The 20,870-nt window shown below is 61.2% G+C and carries 19 protein-coding genes and 1 pseudogene; 11 read left to right on the top strand and 9 right to left on the bottom strand.

Features of this window, described 5'->3' with window-relative positions; all coding sequences use genetic code 11:
* Positions 1 to 210: 210 nt before the first annotated feature.
* Positions 211 to 2,358, bottom strand: coding sequence for a methyl-accepting chemotaxis protein (locus BUE92_RS29375; RefSeq protein ID WP_073525732.1), 2,148 nt, complete (start codon positions 2,356 to 2,358; stop codon positions 211 to 213).
* A gap of 229 nt (positions 2,359 to 2,587) precedes the next feature.
* Between BUE92_RS29375 and BUE92_RS19210 the strand changes: the two genes are divergently transcribed.
* The 3 genes and pseudogenes from BUE92_RS19210 (at position 2,588) to BUE92_RS29335 (ending at position 5,753) form a co-directional block, all read left to right on the top strand.
* Positions 2,588 to 3,907 (top strand): Na+/H+ antiporter family protein, encoded by a 1,320-nt coding sequence (locus tag BUE92_RS19210; RefSeq protein WP_161793214.1) that lies wholly within the window; start codon positions 2,588 to 2,590, stop codon positions 3,905 to 3,907.
* Between the two features lie 166 nt (positions 3,908 to 4,073).
* A pseudogene (locus BUE92_RS29340) lies at positions 4,074 to 4,895 on the top strand (cache domain-containing protein); the annotation flags it as partial.
* Positions 4,896 to 4,931: 36 nt separating this feature from the next.
* A complete protein-coding gene (locus BUE92_RS29335) occupies positions 4,932 to 5,753 on the top strand; it encodes a methyl-accepting chemotaxis protein (protein WP_370874666.1) in 822 nt (273 codons plus the stop codon).
* 22 nt (positions 5,754 to 5,775) lie between these two features.
* On the opposite strand, the gene trhP is transcribed toward BUE92_RS29335, so the two are convergent.
* The gene (gene trhP / locus BUE92_RS19200; protein ID WP_073525730.1) at positions 5,776 to 7,089 is read right to left on the bottom strand and encodes a prephenate-dependent tRNA uridine(34) hydroxylase TrhP; all 1,314 of its coding nucleotides are present in this window, start codon (positions 7,087 to 7,089) and stop codon (positions 5,776 to 5,778) included.
* 170 nt (positions 7,090 to 7,259) lie between these two features.
* Between trhP and BUE92_RS19195 the strand changes: the two genes are divergently transcribed.
* The gene (locus tag BUE92_RS19195) at positions 7,260 to 8,327 is read left to right on the top strand and encodes an AI-2E family transporter (protein WP_073525729.1); all 1,068 of its coding nucleotides are present in this window, start codon (positions 7,260 to 7,262) and stop codon (positions 8,325 to 8,327) included.
* 3 nt (positions 8,328 to 8,330) lie between these two features.
* Here BUE92_RS19195 and BUE92_RS19190 read toward each other — a convergent pair whose 3' ends face one another.
* The 3 genes from BUE92_RS19190 to BUE92_RS19180 form a co-directional block, all read right to left on the bottom strand.
* A complete protein-coding gene (locus tag BUE92_RS19190; RefSeq protein WP_003190283.1) occupies positions 8,331 to 8,513 on the bottom strand; it encodes a hypothetical protein in 183 nt (60 codons plus the stop codon).
* Between the two features lie 91 nt (positions 8,514 to 8,604).
* Complete coding sequence (locus tag BUE92_RS19185) at positions 8,605 to 8,799, bottom strand: hypothetical protein (RefSeq protein WP_003190284.1); 195 nt, start codon at positions 8,797 to 8,799, stop codon at positions 8,605 to 8,607.
* Between the two features lie 235 nt (positions 8,800 to 9,034).
* Positions 9,035 to 9,409: a hypothetical protein gene (locus tag BUE92_RS19180; protein ID WP_073525728.1), complete on the bottom strand. Its 375-nt coding sequence runs from the start codon at positions 9,407 to 9,409 to the stop codon at positions 9,035 to 9,037.
* A gap of 156 nt (positions 9,410 to 9,565) precedes the next feature.
* Between BUE92_RS19180 and BUE92_RS19175 the strand changes: the two genes are divergently transcribed.
* A complete protein-coding gene (locus tag BUE92_RS19175) occupies positions 9,566 to 10,384 on the top strand; it encodes a shikimate 5-dehydrogenase (RefSeq protein WP_073525726.1) in 819 nt (272 codons plus the stop codon).
* 480 nt (positions 10,385 to 10,864) lie between these two features.
* Here the strand turns inward: BUE92_RS19175 and BUE92_RS19170 are convergent, their stop codons facing one another.
* On the bottom strand, positions 10,865 to 11,515 hold the full coding sequence (locus BUE92_RS19170; protein WP_073525725.1) for a YceH family protein: 651 nt from the start codon (positions 11,513 to 11,515) through the stop codon (positions 10,865 to 10,867).
* Positions 11,516 to 11,631: 116 nt separating this feature from the next.
* On the opposite strand from BUE92_RS19170, the gene BUE92_RS19165 reads away from it, so the two are divergent.
* Positions 11,632 to 12,141, top strand: a complete 510-nt coding sequence (locus BUE92_RS19165) for a DUF1993 domain-containing protein (protein WP_073525724.1) — start codon at positions 11,632 to 11,634, stop codon at positions 12,139 to 12,141.
* Positions 12,142 to 12,209: 68 nt separating this feature from the next.
* Here the strand turns inward: BUE92_RS19165 and sstT are convergent, their stop codons facing one another.
* Entirely contained in the window at positions 12,210 to 13,430 is a 1,221-nt protein-coding gene (gene sstT / locus BUE92_RS19160) for a serine/threonine transporter SstT (RefSeq protein ID WP_073525723.1), read from the bottom strand.
* 240 nt (positions 13,431 to 13,670) lie between these two features.
* On the opposite strand from sstT, the gene BUE92_RS19155 reads away from it, so the two are divergent.
* Positions 13,671 to 14,825, top strand: a complete 1,155-nt coding sequence (locus BUE92_RS19155) for an MFS transporter (protein WP_073525722.1) — start codon at positions 13,671 to 13,673, stop codon at positions 14,823 to 14,825.
* A 4-nt stretch (positions 14,826 to 14,829) separates the two neighbouring features.
* On the opposite strand, the gene nhaR is transcribed toward BUE92_RS19155, so the two are convergent.
* The gene (nhaR, locus tag BUE92_RS19150; protein ID WP_034125797.1) at positions 14,830 to 15,732 is read right to left on the bottom strand and encodes a transcriptional activator NhaR; all 903 of its coding nucleotides are present in this window, start codon (positions 15,730 to 15,732) and stop codon (positions 14,830 to 14,832) included.
* Between the two features lie 134 nt (positions 15,733 to 15,866).
* Here nhaR and BUE92_RS19145 point away from each other — a divergent pair, with 134 nt between their 5' ends.
* From BUE92_RS19145 to mnmH, 4 genes are all read left to right on the top strand, one after another.
* Positions 15,867 to 16,118, top strand: coding sequence for a hypothetical protein (locus BUE92_RS19145; RefSeq protein WP_073525721.1), 252 nt, complete (start codon positions 15,867 to 15,869; stop codon positions 16,116 to 16,118).
* 31 nt (positions 16,119 to 16,149) lie between these two features.
* On the top strand, positions 16,150 to 16,899 hold the full coding sequence (locus tag BUE92_RS19140) for a TerC family protein (protein ID WP_014717958.1): 750 nt from the start codon (positions 16,150 to 16,152) through the stop codon (positions 16,897 to 16,899).
* A 93-nt stretch (positions 16,900 to 16,992) separates the two neighbouring features.
* Complete coding sequence (selD, locus tag BUE92_RS19135; protein WP_073525720.1) at positions 16,993 to 18,027, top strand: selenide, water dikinase SelD; 1,035 nt, start codon at positions 16,993 to 16,995, stop codon at positions 18,025 to 18,027.
* A complete protein-coding gene (gene mnmH, locus BUE92_RS19130; protein ID WP_073525719.1) occupies positions 18,027 to 19,130 on the top strand; it encodes a tRNA 2-selenouridine(34) synthase MnmH in 1,104 nt (367 codons plus the stop codon). The genes selD and mnmH overlap by 1 nt, the downstream gene beginning before the upstream one ends.
* A 642-nt stretch (positions 19,131 to 19,772) precedes the next feature.
* Here mnmH and BUE92_RS19120 read toward each other — a convergent pair.
* Positions 19,773 to 20,828 carry a permease gene (locus BUE92_RS19120; RefSeq protein ID WP_073525717.1) on the bottom strand — a complete coding sequence of 352 codons (1,056 nt, stop codon included), beginning with the start codon at positions 20,826 to 20,828 and terminating at the stop codon, positions 19,773 to 19,775.
* Positions 20,829 to 20,870 lie beyond the last annotated feature (42 nt).

Below are 20,870 nucleotides of genomic sequence, written 5' to 3'. Positions count from 1 at the left end.
AGCATCGACTCGGTTTACCTGAAATACCGAGGTGTCTGCATCGCCTACTGTAGGAGCGAGCTTGCTCGCGAAAAACGTCAACGATAACGCGTGCTTGCTGAATGAACGCGGCGCCTGTGAGTTTTTCGCGAGCAAGCTCGCTCCTACAAAAAGCCCTTAACTGACTGGCATTGGGGCAAGCCCGGCTCCCACAGAAAAGCCTTGCTACATTCAGACCCGAAACTGATCCATCAACCCCTGCTGCTGATTCGCCAGGCTGTTCAACGCCTGGCTGACCCGCGCTGATTCATTGGCCTGCTCCGACAACGACTCGGTCACATCGCGAATGGTCGCCACGTTGCTGTTGATCTCTTCGGCCACGGCGCTTTGCTCTTCCGCGGCGCTGGCGATTTGCAGGTTCATGTCGCTGATCACCGTGACCGCATCGCCAATCTGGCGCAAGGCGGTGACGGCCTGGCCGACTTGTTCGACGCTGCCCTGGGCCTGGCGATAGCTGTTGCCCATGGAACCGACCACGTCGCTGGTACCGGTTTGCAATTGTTCGATCACCAGGCGGGTTTCTTCCACCGATTCCTGGGTGCGCCGTGCCAGGTTGCGCACTTCGTCGGCGACCACGGCAAAACCCCGGCCGGCTTCACCGGCGCGAGCGGCTTCGATGGCGGCGTTGAGCGCCAACAGGTTGGTCTGCTCGGCGATGCCGCGAATCACTTCGAGTACCGAGCCGATCTGTTCGCTGTTGGCGGCCAAGCCTTCCACCTGGGCCATGGCAGTGCTCATGTCGGCGGCGAGTTCGCCAATGTTGACGGTGGTGCGGTCGATAACCGTCAAGCCTTGGCGAGTCGCCTGGTCGGCATCCCGTGCGGCTTGGGCCGCTTGTGCGGCGCTGCGGGCCACGTCCTGGGCGGTGGCGCTCATTTCGTGGGATGCGGTGGCCACCTGATCCACCTGGCGGTACTGCTGCTCCATGCCGGCGCTGGTTTGCGTGGCAATGGCCGCGGACTGGTCGGCGGTGCCGCGAGCGTCCTGGACCGAGCGTTTGACCTCGGCAATGATCGGTTGCAGCTTGTCGAGGAAACGGTTGAACCAGCCGGCCAATTGGCCGAGTTCGTCCTGTTTGGCATAGGCCAGGCGTCGGGTCAGGTCGCCTTCGCCGCTGGCGATATCCTCAAGCATGTGCGCCACACCGAGGATTGGTCGGGTCACGCTGCGTGCCATCAGCCACACCAGGATCAAGCCGACCACGGCAGCCAGTAGGCCCAGGCCCAGTTCCAGCAGGGTGCCTTTGGCATTGTCGGCATCCAGCTGGTTTTTCAGTGCTTCGGCGGGGGCGACCAGGACTTTTTCCGGTACATCCAGCAACACACCCCACGACTTGCCGCCGGGAATCGGCGCAAAAGGCGCCAGTACCTTGAGTTGATGGTCGGTGCGCAGGCTGCGGGTCTGGGTACTGCTGGCCAAGGCACTGATCAACTGCGCGCCGCTGGCCGGGTCGACCTGCTCCAGGCGTTGGCTGAGTTTGCTGGCATCCGGGCTGTAGCCGGCCAGTAAGCCAGTCGGGCTGAGGATGCTGACCTGGGTCTGGCCGTCGTACAGTTTCTGGCTGGCCTGTTGGCTGACCGTCTGCAGGCTGTTGAGGTTGATATCCACCGACAGCGAGGCGATGACTTTGCCATTGACCATCAGCGGGAACACGATGCTGGTCATCAGCACGTTCTGGCCGTCGATCACATAGAAGTAAGGTTCGATCACGCAGGGCTTTAGAGTCGTGCGCGGGCAGGTGAACCAGGCGTTGGCCTTTTCGCCGCTGGGGCCGATGGAGGTGTCGGCCATGTCGCTCTCAGGCAGCGCCATCGAAGTGATTTTCCCCGGTGTCGGTTGCGACCAGTACAGCGCGAAACGGCCTTTGTCATTGCTGCCCAGTTCCGCCTGGTTGGCGAACAGTTCGTCCTTGCCGTCCAGCGCATTGGCTTCGAACACCAGGGACAGGCCGAGCAGGTCTGGGTTGGCCTGCAGGGCGGCCTTGACCTGGCGGGTCAGGTCTTCACGGGTGTCGAAGGCATCGAGAAAGCGCTTCTCGGCCTGCTCGCGCAAAAACAGCACCTGGCGGGAAAAGCCATGGCCGTACTGGTAGGCATCCATGAACTGCTGGCGAATGCCCAGCGCCTGCACTTCGCCTTGGGCCTCGATGCGCGACTGGGCGGCTTCGTCGAGCATCTGCATGCTGGACGCCTTGACCTGCTGCGAGCTCTGCGCCATGCGATACAGCGACAGACCCACCAGCAGGGTCACGATCCCCAGCAGGCAGAGGCCCGCCAGCAGGGTGATTTTCCATTGAATGGAGAGCTGCCTGAGCGACATCGGGACATCCTTACCTGAAAGCACATAGAGACAGCGTATCGGCCAGTGCCTGTAATTCTTTATCTGTGCAGAAGGCTTTCCCTCACCACAGTTTTTGACATGACAGCCCAGCTCCTGCAAAGTGCGCGCCCTCTAATAAGACCTCTTTCAATCCTGCACGCCGGCAGCTGTTCCCATGGGCCGCGCGCGGGCATGCCTGTCTTTTTTGTTTCTGCTTGAGGTAACCATGATTAACGCAGTCATCGCCGCTGTCGGCACCATGCTGGTACTCAGCCTGTCCCGCGTGCATGTGGTCATCGCCATTATCGTCGGCGCTCTGGTGGGCGGCTTGACCGGTGGCCTGGGTATCGAGGCCACGCTCAAGGCCTTCAACGGCGGGCTGGGCGGCGGCGCAACAGTGGCTTTGTCCTACGCGTTGCTCGGGGCTTTCGCCGTGGCGATTGCCAAGTCCGGGCTGGCCCATGCCTTGGCGGACAAAGCCTTGCTGCTGGTGGATCGCCAGGACGCCAGCGGTGGCAACCACGTCAAATGGCTGCTGATCGGCTTGTTATGGGTGGTGGCGATTGCCTCGCAGAACATCTTGCCGATCCACATTGCGTTTATTCCGCTGCTGGTACCGCCGCTGTTGTATGTACTGACCAAGCTACAGCTGGACCGTCGCCTGATCGCCTGCGTGATGACCTTCGGCTTGATCACCCCGTACATGTTTCTGCCGGTGGGCTTTGGCAATATCTTCCTTAATCAGATCCTGCTGGCCAACGTCGCCAAGAGCGGGGTGGATATCAGCGGGGTCAATGTTACCCACGCCATGGGCTTGCCGGCGCTGGGCATGGTGGTCGGCCTGCTGGTGGCGGTGTTGATCAGCTACCGCAAAAAGCGTGTGTACGACCTGAAGAAAATCGAGCGTGTCGAGCAAGTGGCGGTGCAGTACAACCCGCTGACCCTGCTGGTGGCCGGCCTGGCGATTGCCTCGGCGTTCATCATCCAGTTGTGGCTGGACTCGATGATCATCGGCGCCCTGGCCGGGTTCCTGATCTTCTCGGTGTCGGGCATCGTGCGCTGGCGCGACACCGATGACCTGTTCACCGAAGGCATGAAGATGATGGCGATGATCGGCTTCATCATGATCGCGTCCTCAGGGTTTGCCGAAGTGCTCAAGGCCACCGGTGACGTGAACTCGCTGGTGCAAGCCTCGGCGGCGTTCATTGGCCATAGCCGGGGCGTCGGCGCGTTGTTGATGCTGCTGGTGGGGTTGTTGGTGACCATGGGCATCGGCTCGTCGTTTTCCACCGTGCCGATCCTCGCGGCGATTTTCGTGCCGCTGTGTGTGCAGTTGGGCTTCAGCCCGGTGGCCATCGTGTGCATCGTTGGTACCGCCGGTGCCTTGGGTGACGCCGGTTCGCCCGCCTCGGACTCCACCCTCGGCCCCACCTCCGGCCTGAACATCGACGGCCAGCACCACCATATCTGGGACACCGTGGTGCCGACCTTCCTGCACTACAACCTGCCGCTGCTGGCGTTCGGCTGGCTGGCTGCGATGACGCTTTGACGAGGTTCCTGTAGGAGCGAGCTTGCTCGCGAAAAGCGTCAACGATAACGCGGGCAACCTGGCACCCTGCAGTGCTCTCAGGTTTTTCGCGAGCAAGCTCGCTCCTACAGTAATTGCTCACATGGCCGTTAACCTCTCAAGTCGCCACTAACAAGAGAGAAAAGCCATGCGTCTGAGTTTGAAGGCCAAAGTCCTGGCCCTTGCTGTCGTGCCGGTGTTGTTGTTTGCCGTGGTCATTAGCTTGACTACCGTGTGGATTCTGCAGGGCCAGGCCCGCAACGAAGTGGATGAAACCCGCCAGCGACTGCTCAACGACGCCAAGGCCACCCTGCACAGTTATGTCGAGGTGGCCATGACCACCATCCAGCCGCTCTACGACGCGGCAGCCCCCGGCGACAGCGCGGCGCGGGCGCAGGTGGTCAAGTTGTTATCCAACACGAGCTACGGCAAAGACGGCTATTTCTTCGGCTACGACTCCGAGACCATCCGCCTGTTCAAGGGCAACAGCCCGGACGGCGTGGGCAAAAGCTTCAAGGACAACCGCGACCCCAACGGCGTCTACGTCAACCGCGACCTGGTCAAGGTCGGCAAGGACGGCACCCACTACCTGCAATACAGCTCGACCCAGCCCGGCCAGACCGAGCTGGTGCCCAAGCTCGGCTATACCGAATACCTGCCCAAGTGGGACATGGTGATCGGTACCTCGGTGAACCTCGATGGCATCGACGCCCAAGTGGCGGTGGTGCAGGCAAAAGTCGAGAAGCGCATGCAAGGCGTGCTGTTGAGCATCCTCGGCGTGGCCGTGGTGGTGTTGCTGGTGATCGCCGCCGTGGGCATGCTGCTGGCCAAAACCATCCTGCGCCCGCTGCACCTGATGAAAGCCAACCTCGATGATATCGCAGCGGGTGAAGGCGACCTGACTCGCCGCCTGGCCATTACCAGCCAGGATGAACTCGGCGACCTTGCCGGTGCGTTCAACCGCTTTGTCGATAAAATCCACGGCCTGGTGCGCCAGATCACCGACATGACCGCCCAGCTCACCGGGCTGGTGAGCCAAGTGTCCGACCAGGCCCAGCGCTCCGAGCAGGCCATGGAGCGCCAGCGCCACGAGACTGACCAAGTGGCCACCGCGATCAACCAGATGTCCTCGGCTGCCCACGAAGTGGCACGCAGTGCCCAGGGTGCCGCCGTCGCTGCGCAGCAGACCGACGCCGAAGGCCAGGCCGCCAAGCGGGTGGTGGACGGCAGCATCGCGCAGATCCATGCGCTGGTGAACGACATCCGCAGCAGCGGCGTGTCCCTGGACAGCCTGCAGCAGGATGTGTCGTCAATCGTCAGCGTGCTCGGCGTGATCCGCTCCATCGCCGAACAAACCAACCTGCTGGCGCTCAACGCTGCCATCGAAGCCGCACGGGCCGGGGAGGCTGGGCGTGGCTTTGCCGTGGTCGCCGATGAGGTGCGTGCCCTGGCCAGTCGCACCCAAACCAGCACCCAGGAAATCCAGGGCATGATCGATCGCCTGCAAAAAGGCACCGAGGCGGCCGTGGACGCTATGCGCCGCTCCAGCGATGCCGGCGATGGCACCTCGGCCCAGGCCAACCAAGCCGGCGCGTCCCTGGACACCATGGCGCAACTGATTGGCACCATTAACTCAATGAACGCCCAGATCGCCAGCGCCGCCGAGGAGCAGACCGCCGTGGCGGAAGAGATCAACCGCAGCGTGCATCAGATTGCCGTAGCGGTGGACAGCGTGGCGGACGAAACCCAACTGGGCGCCCAGACGTCTCGCAGCCTGGCAGACCTGGGCCAGCGCCTGGGGCAGTTGGTGGGCCAGTTCAGGATCTGATCCATTCAACCCGCGGCGGGGTTTAAACGTCGCGCATCAGCAGGCCAAAACGCAGGTCCATCTGCGCCGGAATCGGCACATACACCGTATGCCCGTCCCCCGGCGCCACCTCAATGCTTTCGCCCTTGGTGTTATGCAGGCTCGGCAAGTCAAAATGAAAATTGCCGGCGGGCGTCATCAACTCCAGGTGGTCGCCCAGCGCAAAGCGATTCTTCACCTTCACCTCGGCCAACGCGCCACGGCGCTCGCCGGTCAGCTCCCCGACAAACTGCTGGCGCTCGGAAACCGAGCTGCCGTTCTGGTAGTTCTGGTATTCATCGTGCACGTGGCGGCGCAGGAAACCTTCGGTGTAGCCACGCTGGGCCAGGGACTCGAGGTTGGTCATCAAGCCGCGGTCAAACGCCCGGCCGGCCACTGCGTCATCGATGGCCTGGCGGTACACCTGGGTGGTGCGTGCGCAGTAGAAGTGGGACTTGGTGCGGCCTTCGATCTTCAACGAATGCACGCCCATCTGTGCCAGGCGCTCCACATGCTGCACGGCACGCAGGTCCTTGGCGTTCATGATGTAGGTGCCATGTTCGTCTTCGAAAGCGGGCATGGGGTCATCGGGGCGATTGGCCTCTTGTAGCAGGAACACCTGATCGGTGGGCGCGCCGATGCCCAATGTGGGTTGATATTCATGGACGATATCGCCGGTGGCGTTCTCCACTGCCGGCGTGGCCTGGTATTTCCAGCGGCAGGCATTGGTGCAACTGCCCTGGTTGGCGTCACGCTTGTTCATATAGCCCGACAGCAGGCACCGCCCGGAATAGGCCATGCACAAGGCGCCATGTACAAACACCTCCAGCTCCATCGCCGGCACGTGCTGGCGGATTTCGCCGATCTCCTCCAGGGACAGCTCTCGCGACAGGATCACCCTGCAAATACCTTGTTGCTGCCAGAACGCCACGCTGGCCCAGTTCACCGTATTGGCCTGTACCGACAGGTGAATCGGCATCTGCGGGAAGTGCTCGCGCACCAGCATGATCAGCCCAGGATCGGACATGATCAGCGCATCCGGGCCCATGGCGATCACGGGCGCCAGGTCCTTGAGGAAGGTCTTGAGCTTGGCGTTGTGCGGCGCAATGTTCACCACCACGTAGAAGCGCTTGCCCAGGTCATGGGCTTCCTGGATGCCGAGGGCCAGGTTGGTGTGGTCGAACTCGTTATTGCGCACCCGCAGGCTGTAGCGCGGCTGGCCGGCATAGACCGCGTCGGCACCGTAGGCGAAGGCGTAGCGCATGTTTTTCAGGGTGCCGGCGGGAGCGAGCAGTTCGGGGGCAATTATGGAGGGCATGGCTGTAGGTCGCAAAAGGCGCGAGGGTAGTGCAGGGCCGGGCGTCGTTCATTGATCCACGTCTAAACAGGGCGATCTATGCTGTTCGATAAACAAGGGCACTCCCACGTTTGGCTGCGGACTAAGCAACAGGGTCGCCATCGGCCCTGTTTTTCTGACATGGACCGGACATGAATCAAACCAACCTGCAATTCAAAACCCTGTTGCTGCTACTGGCCTTGGTCACCGTGGCTTTTATCTGGATATTGCTGCCGTTCTACGGTGCGGTGTTCTGGGCGGTGATCCTGGGCATTATTTTTGCGCCGATGCAGCGCCGCCTGCAGCAGCGTTTCGGCTGGAACCGCAACCTGACCTCCCTGACCACGTTGATGGTATGCCTGGTGATCGCGATTCTGCCGGTGATCATTACCAGTGCGCTGCTGGTGCAAGAAGGGGCCACGCTCTACAAAAACATCGAGAGCGGCAAACTCGACGTAGCGGGTTATATCGAGCAATTCAAGAACGTCCTACCGCCGTATTTCCAGCAGTTGCTCGACCGTTTCGGCATGGGCAATCTCGAAGGGCTGCGGGAAAAAGTGGTCAAGGGCGCAATGCAGGGCAGTCAGTTCTTTGCCTCCCAGGCGTTCAGCTTCGGCCAGGGTACGTTTGATTTCCTGGTGAGCTTTTTCATCATGCTGTACCTGCTGTTTTTCCTGCTGCGTGATGGCCCGGAACTGGTACGGAAGGTGCGCACGGCAGTACCGTTGGCCGAGCCGCAAAAGCGTCGCCTGCAGCTCAAGTTCAACCGCGTGGTGCGCGCCACGGTCAAGGGCAACGTGCTGGTGGCCGTGACCCAGGGTGCGCTTGGGGGCTTGATCTTCTGGTTCCTGGACATCCCCAGTGCCTTGCTCTGGGCCGTGCTGATGGCGTTCCTGTCCCTGTTGCCAGCGGTGGGTGCCGGGCTGGTCTGGGGGCCGGTGGCGGTTTACTTCCTGTTGAGCGGTGCGATCTGGCAGGGCGTGGTGCTGGCGCTGTTCGGGGTGTTCGTGATTGGCCTGGTGGACAACGTGCTACGCCCGATCCTGGTGGGCAAGGACACCAAGATGCCGGACTACCTGATCCTGATCTCGACCTTGGGCGGCCTGTCGGTGTTCGGCCTTAACGGCTTTGTCATCGGGCCGCTGGTGGCGGCGTTGTTCATGTCGTGCTGGGCGTTGTTCGTCGAAACCAAGCCGCGGGTCAAGTTGCCATTGCCGTAGCTTTCAGGCCTCGAGCCTGAAGTCGGTTGCCATTCGGCGTTGTGTTTCGGCATCGGATAACGAGGTGAGCGGGCCGCTGATCGGCTCGCCATCGCGCACAACGTACCAGCAGGCGAGCAAGCCCAGTTTGCGCAGAGGGGCGGGGACGGCGCTGCCGATGACGGACATGATTTGAACAGTGGGCATAAGTACCTCCAAACGTTATGGAGGTCACCTTACGGTTTGCCGGTGCATGGGAAAAATCACCTGGCTCGATAGTCGACATCAACGCCAGGCGTTAATCCACCACCTGGTCGAGCATGTTCACCACTTCGTGCTCACTGAGCAGGCCCTTGCGCACCAGGTTTTCTGCCAGCAATGCCAGGAACTTGGCGCTGCGATGGCCTTCAAGGTGCTTGAGTTCAGTCAAGGCGCTGTAGACCTTGCTGGAGGTGCAAAGGCCGGCGGTGCGGTGCGGGTTTTGTGTGGGCATGGTCAATCGTCCTTAATTGTTATTGGCTGGACTGAGTCGATAGTGCGACTGTTTTGTGACGCAAACATGACAGCGCAGCCCGCCATCGATCAAGAGGATATTTGACGCTTATGATGTGGGATTGCCGCTCGTGCGTTGTTCTCACAGCGACACTGGCAGGGTAAATCCGGACTTACCAAGCAAAAAAAGGCCCCGCGTGTGGGCGAGGCCTATGGCTGTCAACGGGGATTAAAACTTACCAACCGCGGCGATAGTAACCGTGGGGCGGGCCGTAGTAGCCACGAGGCGGGCCATAATAACCGCGCGGTGGGCCGTAGTAGACGGGCGCCGGGCGGTAGTAAACCTGCTGCTGCACATACACCGGTGGCGGTGGCGCGTAGTAGACCGGCGGCGGCGCGGCATACACCGGCTGCGGCTGCACATACACCGGTTGCTGCACATACACCTCACGCGGCTGGCTGGCAACCACAGAGCCGACTACCGCTGCGCCGACAAGCGCACCGAACACGGCCGGGCCACCCCAACCACCACCGTGGGCGGAGGCTTGGCCGGCCATCGCGAGTGCGCCGATAAGCAAGGCGATCCTGGGGAGTTTACGCATGATGGTCATTCCTCGATTAGCCCCTGCGCTTGTGGTCTGCAATCAATAGACTCAAGGATTGTCGCGGGGATACTTTTAAGACAACGTATTTCAGAAAAACAGCACCGCCAGTGGGTAAAGGTTGTGTAAGGTCTGTACCGATTTGCTTACTTCAAGGAGTTATCCATGCAGATGCACCCCAACAAGGACACCCAGCTGTGCATGTCACTGTCGGCGCGCCCTGGGAACTTTGGCCTGCGTTTTCATAACCACCTGTATGAACAGCTGGGGCTGAATTTTTACTATAAAGCCTTCAGTAGCCAGGACTTGCCCGGCGCGATCGGCGGTATCCGCGCCCTGGGGGTGCGGGGTTGCGGTGTGTCCATGCCGTTCAAGGAGGCCGCCATTGCCTTGGTGGACGAACTCGACGACTCGGTTCAAGCCATCGACTCCCTGAACACCATCGTCAACACCAACGGCCACCTCAAGGCTTACAACACCGATTACATCGCCGTTGAGCAACTGCTGAAAAAGCACGCGGTGCCCAAGGACTCCAGCTTCGCCCTGCGCGGCAGCGGCGGCATGGCCAAGGCGGTCGCCAGTGCCTTGCGTGACGGGGGGTACGCCAATGGCGTGATCGTGGCGCGTAATGAGGTGGCGGGCCAGGCATTGGCCAGGAACCTGGGGTACGCGTGGCAGGCGGAGCTGGGCAGCCTGCGGCCACAGATGCTGATCAACGTGGCGCCCATCGGCATGACAGGCGGGGCTGATGCGGGTGCGTTGGCGTTTGACGCCGAGGCAATCGATCAGGCTGAGACAGTCTTCGATGTGGTGGCGATTCCGGCAGAAACGCCGTTGATCGTGCGTGGCCGCGCGCAGGGCAAGCGGGTGATTACCGGGCTTGAAGTGATTGCTATCCAGGCGTTGGAGCAGTTTGTACTTTATACCGGCGTGCGGCCTACCCAGGAGCAGTTCCAGGCAGCCGTGGCCTTTGCCCGAAGCTAAAGGCTTACGCCAATCCAATGTGGGAGCTGGCTTGCCTGCGAAGACGGCCTGACAGTCAACACAGCTGGACGGTGTGTACATCCATTCCTGCGGTAACGGCCACTTAAGGTTCCGCTTTTACAGCGGGTCACTTTCGAAAAGCGCGAAAGTAACCAAAGCGCTCTTGCCCCACCACTCGGCACCTCGCCCAGGCTCGGTGTGCCCGTAATCCGCCAGTGATTTGGGGGGCTGCCGCCACGCGCCATCCATGGCGCGGGGCGGCTAAACCGGCATCCCTGCCGGTTTACCCCCCAAATCCCTGTCGAATTCCGGCCAGCGTGGTTTAACGGGGCGCCTAAGATCAAGATCAACAGCAGATCAAGAGCAAGATCAAGAGCGACTCGCTTCGCATCGTGGTTACCGTCGGCTGCTACAGCCTACAAAGTTGTGTAGATACCTATGGCTATCGCAGGCAAGCCAGCTCCCACATGTTTATCTGCGTTATCCCTGTTCCAGCTGCGTCAGCCGTTCTTCCAGTGCGGCAATTCGCGCTTCCAATTCTTCAATCCGCTCCATCGAAACAGCCCCCGCGCTACGCTCTACCGGATTCCCCCTCGCGGTCATAATCGCCTCAATATCCGCTGGGTCCCCCAGCGCATGGGTGTATCGGTCTTCACGCTGCCCCGCCTGACGCGGCACCAGCAGCGCCAACCCCCGAGCAATCAGGCGTTCGAGCTGATGCACGACCTGTTCGGCATCCTCGAAATCATGCATGCGCCCGCTGCGGGTGAGCAACTCGTTGACGGTCTGCGGCCCCCGCAGGAACAGCAGCCCGGTCAGGATCACCTGGGCCGGCACCAGTTCCAGGGCCTTGTCCACACGGTGCTCCCAGCGGTCGGCGCGGCTGCCCATCACCAGGCGCGTGAAGCCTTGGTCTTCGAGCGCGCGCAGGCTATGGCCGACCTGGCCTTGGCTGAGGTTCATCACCGGCTCGCGGCTGGTCTTCTGGTTGCAGGCCAGCACCAAGGCGTTGAGGGTGAGGGGGTAGGTTTCCGGGTTGGTCGCCTGTTTTTCGATCAGGCAGCCCAGGATGCGGATTTTCGTGCTGTTCAGGCGCGGCTCAGGGGTGTCGGTGTCGTGCTCGGCGGTCATCGCGCTTTCCCTATGCAGTGAAGCCCCTTAGCCTAAGCTTGAAAAAATAAAAGACAAGCGCCAGGCATGGCTATAATCGCGGCTGGTTCCAACCCCGCCATTACCGTGAGACTGTCATGACTATTTCCCTGTACGCCGCTTCCATCCCGGTCTTCAAGCAAATGCTCAACGCCCTCAGCGATGTGCTGAACAAAGCTGAAGCCCACGCCAGCGCCAAGAACATCGAGCCCAGCGCCTTGCTGCAAGCGCGCCTGTTCCCGGACATGTTCCCGTTGGTGCGCCAGGTGCAGATCGCCGTGGACTTCGCCAAAGGAGTGTCGGCACGCCTGGCCGAGATCGAAGTACCGAAGTACGAAGACAGCGAAGTCACTTTTGCCGACCTGCAAGCGCTGATCGCCAAGGTCCTGGCCTTTGTCGACACCATCAAGCCCGAGCAGATCGACGGCAAGGAAGGCATCGAGATCGTCACCCGCCCCGGCACCCCGAAAGAGAAGCGCTTCAGCGGCCAGTCCTACCTGCTGACCTACGGCCTGCCGCAATTCTTCTTCCACGTCACCACCGCTTATGCGCTGCTGCGTCATAACGGTGTGGAAGTGGGCAAGCGCGATTACATGGGCGCGTTCTAAACCGGCAGGCACAAAAAAGCCCGGTGCTGTTCTCTACGAACGGCACCGGGCTTTTTTATGGGGCTGTTTTAAGCGGCCTGTTCTTCCTTGCCCAGACACGCCGCCGCCGTAAACAGCACATCGGTAGACGAGTTGAGTGCGGTTTCTGCCGAATCCTGCAGCACGCCGATGATGAAACCGACGGCCACTACCTGCATGGCGATTTCACTGGGGATGCCAAACAGGCTGCACGCCAGGGGAATCAACAGCAGCGAACCACCCGCCACCCCCGACGCACCGCAGGCACACACCGCAGCGACTACGCTGAGCAGCACTGCGGTCGGCAGGTCCACGGCGATGCCGAGGGTGTGCACGGCCGCCAGGGTCAGCACGGTGATAGTGATGGCGGCGCCGGCCATGTTGATGGTGGCTCCGAGTGGGATCGACACCGAATAGGTGTCCTCATGCAGCCCCAGGCGTTTGCTCAGTGCCAGGTTGACCGGAATGTTCGCCGCCGAGCTGCGGGTGAAAAACGCGGTGATGCCGCTTTCGCGCAGGCACATCAGCACCAGCGGATAGGGGTTGCGGCGCAGTTTCCAGAACACGATGGCCGGGTTGATCACCAGCGCCACGAACAACATGCAGCCGATCAGCACGGCCAGCAGGTGGGCATAGCCGAGCAGGGCGCCGAAACCCGAGGTGGCCAGGGTGGAGGCCACCAGGCCAAAGATACCCAGCGGGGCGAAGCGGATGACCACGCGCACGATCAGGGTGACGCCGTTGGACAGGTCGTCCAATACCGTGCGGGTGGTTTCACCCGCATGGCGAATGGCGATGCCCATGCCAATGGCCCAGGCGAGGATACCGATGAAGTTGGCGTTCATCAGTGCGCTGACCGGGTTATCCACCACACTGAGCAGCAGGCTTTGCAACACTTCGCCGATGCCACCGGGAGCACTCACCGTGGCGTCATGGGTAGCCAGTACCAGGAACGACGGAAACATCGTGCTGGCAACCACCGCCACCACGGCGGCGGCAAAGGTGCCGAGCAGATACAGGAACAGGATCGGCCGGATATGGGTTTCCTGGCCATGCTTATGGTTGGCAATCGAGGCCATGACCAGCACAAACACCAGGATCGGCGCGACAGCCTTCAGCGCCGTGACAAACACCTTGCCGATAAAACCGGTGGCGCGCGCGGCCTCGGGGAACAGCAAGGCCAACACGATCCCGGCAATCAGGCCGATGACAATTTGGGTGACCAGGCTGACGCGCATTAAACGTTGCAACAGGGAAGGGGCAGCAGTCATAAAGAGTTGTCTCTAGTTTTTTTAGTAGGGCACAGCATTGCAGGCAGAAAGTACTGTAGGAAGCAGGCGCGAAGTCTAGCATGCTGTAGGACACGTCTCGTTTGCTGCGGCATTCCGTCACCCGTTTCAGTCGGACTTGGTCAAATCCGGACATGTTCTGTTAAGATTTACCCCTCTCATCTTTCCTCCCGTCAGCGGGCCCTTCGGGCTGTCGTTGATGTCGTCGTTTCTGGAGTTTTCATGTTGTTTCCTATCTTGCTGCTGTCAGCCGCCGGTTTTACCGTGCTGACCACAGAATTCGTCATCGTCGGCCTGTTGCCGTCGATTGCTCGGGACCTGAACGTCAGTGTGTCCCAGGCCGGGCTGCTGGTGACATTGTTCGCGTTCACCGTGGCCGCGTTCGGCCCGTTCCTCACCGCGTACTGCGCGCGGTTCCCACGCAAGCGTCTGTTTATCAGCATCCTGATCATGTTTGCAGCGGCCAATACGGTGGCGGCATTGGCGCCGAATATCTGGGTGATGGCCGTGGCCCGTTTGATCCCCGCCCTGGGCTTGCCCGTGTTCTGGGCCCTGGCCAGCGAAACGGCGGTAGACATTGTCGGCCCTGAGTTCGCCGGGCGTGCGATTGAAAAAATCGGTTTTGGCATAGTTTGCGCCACCGTGTTTGGTATTCCGGTGGGCACGCTGATTTCCGATATGTTCGGCTGGCGCACCGCGTTTGCCGTGCTCGCGGTGATTGCCCTGGCCAAGGCGTTGCTGCTGTATCTCTACCTGCCGGCTACGCAGGCCAAGCACCAGCAGGCCAGCTTGCGCTCACAATTCAAGATCCTGCGCAGCCCGGTGATGCAGGGGCATATCCTGCTGTCGATCCTGGTGTTCAGTGGCATGTTCACCGCCTATACGTACCTGGCGGACATGCTTGAGCGCCTGGCCGGGTTCGACGGTACGTTGGTGGGCTGGTGCCTGATGGGCTTTGGCGCGGTCGGGCTGATCGGCAACTCCCTGGGCGGACGTGCCGTGGATCGTCACCCATTGATCGCGTCCATGGTGTTCTGCGGGTTCATGATTGCGGGCATGGTGGCGGTGGTGCCGGCAATTCACTCCACCATCGGCCTGGCGGCGGCGATGGCAGTGTGGGGCGTGACCCAGGCGGCGATGTTCCTGGTCAGCCATGTGCGCTTGATGAAGGCCGCGCCCCATGCGCCAGCGTTTGCGGCGTCGCTGAACATTGCCGGCGCCAACCTCGGCATCGGCGTGGGTGCGATGGTGGGTGGGCATGTCATCGACACCCTGGGCCTGGGCAGCCTGGGGTTTGCCGCTTCGGGTTTTATCCTGGTGTCGATCCTGCTCGCACTGTGGCTGATGACCGCCAAACCCACGGCGCTCAATGCCTGAGCGATCAGGGCAGGGCGGTAAACAACTCCCGCCGGGCACCCTCGGTAATTGCCACAATGCCGGGGTGCTTGACCTTGCGCTCTACCGAGATCGCATAAAACGACTCGGTCACTGCATCGGTCTGGCCGATCAGCGCCACGCCGTATTGGCGCACCACCTCGTCGGCGATCACGCTGGGCGCGATAAAAATCCCGCTGCCGGATTGCCCGAAGGCCTGCATCAAGGCGCTGTCGTCGAACTCGCCGATGATGCGGGGTTGAATCTGCTGTTCGGCAAACCAGCGCTGCAAACGGCTGCGCACCACGGTCTCAGCGCCCGGGATCAGCAGCGGTGCGCCCTGCAAACACTGTGGGAAATCCCCCCCATGCTGGTCAGCCAACGCCTGGGTGGCGAAAAAACTGATACCGCATTCTCCCAGCTTCTGGCTGTAGCCCTTGATGTCCAAGTGCGTGGGCATGGGACTGTCGGAAATCACCAGGTCCAGGCGCTGGATCGCCAGGTCGGCCAGTAAACGTTCGAGTTTGTCTTCACGGCAGGTGATGCGGATCGGTTCGCTCAATTCCATGGTCGGCGCGATCAACCGGTACACAATGGATTTGGGCACCACATCCGCCACCCCGACCCTGAACGGGATTTGCTGCTCGTCAGGCTGGGCGCGCAGCATCGCCTCCAGTTCATTGCCGGTCTGGAACATCTGCTCGGCGTAGGGAAGCGCCTGGCGCCCGGCTTCGGTCAGTTCAAGCTGGCGCCCGACCCGCTGAAACAGGGCAATACCGAAGGTCTGCTCCAACAGGCTGATCTGCCCGCTGATGGTCTGCGGTGTGAGGTTCAACTGCTCACAGGCGCGTACGATGCTGCCGGTCTTGGCCACCACCCAGAAGTAATGCAGTTGTCGATAATTGAGCATGGCGGTCTACACTTCGTAAAAACCGAAGTATACGCGAGAAAAATACGAATTTTACTGAACTGTTCGCCTGCATAGAATGCCACGCTATCGAGGGGCCACTACTTGGACCCAATGGTTCTAACGAGGAATACATCATGAAACTCAATTCCCTGGGCGCGGCGTCGTTGCTTGCGCTTTCATTGATAGGGGTCAGCGGCTGCGATCAAGTCGAGAAGAGCGCGCAACAGGTGTTGGGCAAAGCCACCGAGTCGGCCAAGCAGGCCATCGACGACACCCACAAGGCCGCCGAGCAGGCATTGAGTGAAGCAACCCAGGGCTTGATCAGCCCTGAGAAGCAGGAAAAAGACGCCGAAAACGCCGCTGAATCCGGCACCAAAGAAACCTAATTCCCCAGCACTACCACGTCAGGACTGACCTATGGATTACCTTTTACAACTGGCCGCCAGCCCCACCGCCTGGGTCGCATTGGCTACCTTGATCGTCATGGAAATCGTGCTGGGCATCGATAACCTGATCTTTATCTCGATCCTCACCAACAAACTGCCGGAGAAGCACCGGGCCAAGGCGCGGCGCATTGGTATCAGCATGGCGTTGATATTGCGCCTGGGCCTGCTGAGCACCATCGCATTCATCGTGCAATTGACGACGCCGGTGTTCGAAGTGTTCGGCCAGGCGTTCTCGTGGAAGGACATGATCCTGATCGCCGGTGGCCTGTTCCTGGTGTGGAAGGCGACCACCGAGATCCATCACAGCATGGACCCGGAGCCTGAAGAGAAGGCAACCGTCAGCAACACGGTGACCATCGGCTTTGCCGCCGCCATCGGCCAGATCCTGATGCTCGACCTGGTGTTCTCCATCGATAGCATCATCACCGCCGTGGGCATGACCGAGCACTTGCCGATCATGATCATTGCCGTGGTGGTCTCGGTGATCGTGATGCTGGTGGCCGCTGAACCGTTGGCCAAGTTCATCAACGACAACCCGACCGTGGTGATGCTGGCCCTGGGCTTCTTGATCATGATCGGCATGACGCTGATCGCCGAAGGCTTCGGCGCCCACGTACCAAAAGGCTACGTGTACGCGGCCATGGCGTTCTCGGCGGCGATCGAATGCTTGAACATCGCCCGGCGTAACCGGCACGCACGTTTGCTCGCTGCGCGCCAGTAACCGCTGAACAAACAGGCCGGCTGTGCTCACAAGAGCCCAGCCGGCCTTTTGCTGTCTGCTAGAATCGGCCCACTTGATAGCTTGAGGTCCCCCATGAACGAGCCGATTCGCCTTACCCAGTACAGCCACGGTGCGGGTTGCGGTTGCAAGATTTCGCCCCAGGTCCTGGAAGTGATCCTTGCGGGCAGCGGTGCACAGAACCTCGACCCCAACCTGTGGGTGGGCAATGCCTCCCGCGACGATGCGGCGGTATACGCCATCGACGACGAGCGCGGCGTGGTGTCCACCACGGACTTTTTCATGCCGATAGTCGACGACCCGTTCGACTTCGGCCGCATTGCTGCCACCAACGCCATCAGCGACATCTACGCCATGGGCGGCGATCCCTTGATGGCCATCGCCATTCTCGGCTGGCCAGTCAACGTGCTGGCCCCGGAGATTGCACGCGAAGTGATTCGCGGCGGTCGGGCAGTGTGCGACGCAGCTGGCATTCCACTTGCGGGCGGGCATTCCATCGACGCGCCGGAGCCGATCTTCGGCCTGGCCGTGACCGGCATCGTGCAAAAGCGCCATATGAAGCGTAACGACACGGCCACCGCCGGTTGCCGCCTGTACCTGACCAAGCCCCTGGGCATCGGCATCCTCACCACCGCCGAGAAGAAGGGCAAGCTGCGCGAGGCGGATATCGGCCTGGCGCGTGACTGGATGTGCACCCTCAACAAGCCGGGCAGCCGTTTCGGTAAGTTGGCCGGTGTGACGGCCATGACCGATGTCACCGGTTTCGGCCTGCTCGGCCACCTGGTGGAAATGGCTGATGGCAGTGGCCTGACTGCCCGTATCGACTATGCAAAGGTTCCGCGTCTGCCAGGGGTGGAGTATTACCTGGACCAGGGCTGTGTGCCGGGTGGCACCTTGCGCAACTTTGAAAGCTACGCCAGCAAGCTGGGGCGTGTGCAGGAGCTGCACAAGCGCGTGCTGTGCGACCCCCAGACCAGCGGTGGCCTGCTGATCGCCGTTACCCCGGCAGGTGATGCCGAGTTCCACGCCGTGGCCGCCGAGCTGGGCCTGGCCCTTGAGCCTATCGGTGAACTGCTGGAGCGACAGACCAACGCGGTTGAGGTGATTTGATGGCGACGGACATCACCGATTACCGCGACATTTTCCTCAACGACCGCCCGATGATGGATACCCGCGCGCCGGTCGAATTCACCAAGGGCGCGTTCCCCGGGGTGATCAACCTGCCGCTGATGACCGACGATGAGCGCCAGCGGGTCGGCACCTGTTACAAGCAGCAAGGCCAGCAAGCGGCAATCGTGCTGGGGCATGAACTGGTGTCGGGGGCAATCAAGGCCGAGCGCATCGAACAGTGGGCGCAGTTTGCCCAGGCTAACCCCAATGGCTACCTGTACTGCTTTCGGGGCGGCCTGCGTTCGCAGATCGTGCAGCAATGGTTGAAAACCGAAGCGGGCATCGAATACCCCCGCGTCGGCGGTGGCTACAAGGCCATGCGCACCTTCCTGCTGGAGACCCTGGAGCAGGCGACTGCCCAGTGTGATTTCGTACTGCTGGGCGGCATGACCGGCACCGGCAAGACCGAAGTGCTCGGCCAACTGCGCAATGCCCTGGATTTGGAAGGGCACGCCAACCATCGCGGTTCCAGCTTCGGCAAGCGCGCCACGGCGCAACCCTCCAATATCGACTTCGAAAATCGCCTGGCGGTGGATTTGCTGAAGAAACGCGCGGGCGGTCTCGAGCAGTTTGTGGTCGAGGACGAGAGCCGCATGATCGGCAGTTGTGCGCTGCCGTTGCCATTGCACAAGGGCATGCAGACGTTTCCTATGGTGTGGCTGGAAGACAGCGTTGAGGGCCGTGTCGAGCGCATCCTGAAGGATTACGTAGTAGACCTGTGCGCCGAGTTCATTGATGTGTTTGGGGAAACCGGCCAGCGATTATTTGCCGAGCGCCTGACCCAGAGCCTGGCCAATATTCACAAGCGACTAGGGGGCGAGCGTTTCCAGCGGTTGCAGGCGGTGTTGCAGGATGCCCTGGCTGAACAGGCACGCAGCGGCGCAGTGGAGCTGCATCGGGTATGGATTGAAGGTTTGCTGCGTGAGTATTACGACCCGATGTATGCGTTCCAGCGCGAGAGCAAGGGCGCGCGTATCGAGTTTGCCGGGGAGCAGGGTGCGGTGGTGGAGTATTTGCGTGAGCGGGCGGCCCGGGTGGGGTGACTTTTAGGACGCCATCGCAAGCCAACTCCCACCTTTGTATGTATTTACACTTCAAAGGGTGGGAGCTGGCTTGCCTGCGATGGGCATAGATATCTACACAACTCTGTAGCGCTCAACGGTAACCACGATGCGAAGCGAGGCGCTCTTGATCTTGATCTGCTTTTGATCTTGATCTTAGGCGCCCCGTTAAACCACGCTGGCCGGAATTCGACAGTGATTTGGGGGGTAAACCGGCAGGGATGCCGGTTTAGCCGCCCCGCGCCATGGATGGCGCGTGGCGGCGGCCCCCCAAATCACTGGCGGATTACGGGCACACCGAGCCTGGGCGAGGTGCCGAGTGGTGGGGCAAGAGCGTTTTGCTTACTTTTGCGCTTTTCAAAAGTGAGCCGCCGTCAGGGCGGAACCCTAAGTGGCCGTTACCTAAATAACGGATATGTACGCGCTCTGATCCAACATCCCAGTTGGCTGTAAGACCGTCTTCGCAGGCAAGCCAGCTCCCACATTTGGATCGCGGCGCATCAGTTAGATCAGCGTCGGATGTCAGGCCATCACGGGAGCAAGCTCCCTCGCCACAGGTCCAGCGTCGCCTCGAAGTTGTGTAGATACCTATGCTGCGATGGGGCCATCAGCCCCACTGAAAATCTAAAGAATCACTGCGCCAATCAACCCACACACCACCCCCACCAGCATGGTCAACCCGGCCACCGTCACCAGCACCCGCGCATCGAAATCCTTGCGCAACATCAACAGCGACGGCAGGCTCACGCTCGGCAGGGTCATCAGCAAGGCCACGGCTGGGCCGGTGCCCATGCCCAGGGCCATCATGGTTTGTACGATGGGAATCTCTGCCGCTGTCGGAATCACAAACAGCGTGCCCACAATCGCCAGCGGCACCAGCCACACCAGGCTGTCGGCCATTGCCTCGTCTACATGGGGGAACAGCCACACCCGCGCCGCGCCGAGGATCAGCACCGCCAGGATATACACCGGGATAGTGCTCCAGAACAGCTGCCACAGCGTGCGTAACCAGCGGCTCAGGAACGGCTGCGACTCCACCGTGCTGACGTCGGCAACGGCTTCCAGTGCTGCTTCCGGCACGTGGTCCGGGCGCGCAATGCGCTGTGCCACCAGGGACACGCCCACCACCAGCACAATCCCCGCCACCAGCCGCAGCGCGGTGAAACCCCAGCCCAGCACAAAGCCCATGAACACCAATGTGGCAGGGTTCAATACCGGGTTGGCAATCCAGAACGCCAGCGCCGCGCCGACCGACACCTGCTGGCGGCGCATGCCCGCCGCTACCGGGGCCGCGCAGCAGCTGCACATCATCCCCGGCAGGGCGAACAGCCCACCGCGCAGGGTCGAGCCCAGCCCGGCGCGGCCAAACAGGCGCAGCAGCCAGTCGCGGGGGATCAATACCTGCAGCAATGAACCGAGGATCACTGCCAGTACGGCAGCTTTCCAGATGGCCAGGAAATACACCTGGGCATAGGCCAGCGCCGCCGCCAGAGGCGAGCTTTGCTGGTCATTGAGAATCGAGGCGCCAATGCTGTGGTTGTCGGCCGCTACAAACGCCTTGAGGTAGTAGGGCGACCACTTCACATAGTAGAGGCCGATGCAGGCCACCAGGAGAAACAGCGCAGGTTTGCACCAGAACGCCCAGCCGCGGTTGGGCTGGGTGGAAGCGAGGTTGGGCATGGAGATGATCCGCAGGTGAGTCGTTAGCCCGGCATCATACGC

Source organism: Pseudomonas fluorescens, from assembly GCF_001902145.1.
In the GTDB taxonomy this organism is placed as follows: Bacteria; Pseudomonadota; Gammaproteobacteria; order Pseudomonadales; family Pseudomonadaceae; genus Aquipseudomonas; species Aquipseudomonas fluorescens_BV.
Note: the sequence above shows the minus strand (reverse complement) of the source record. Positions and strands in the feature narration are given on the sequence as shown.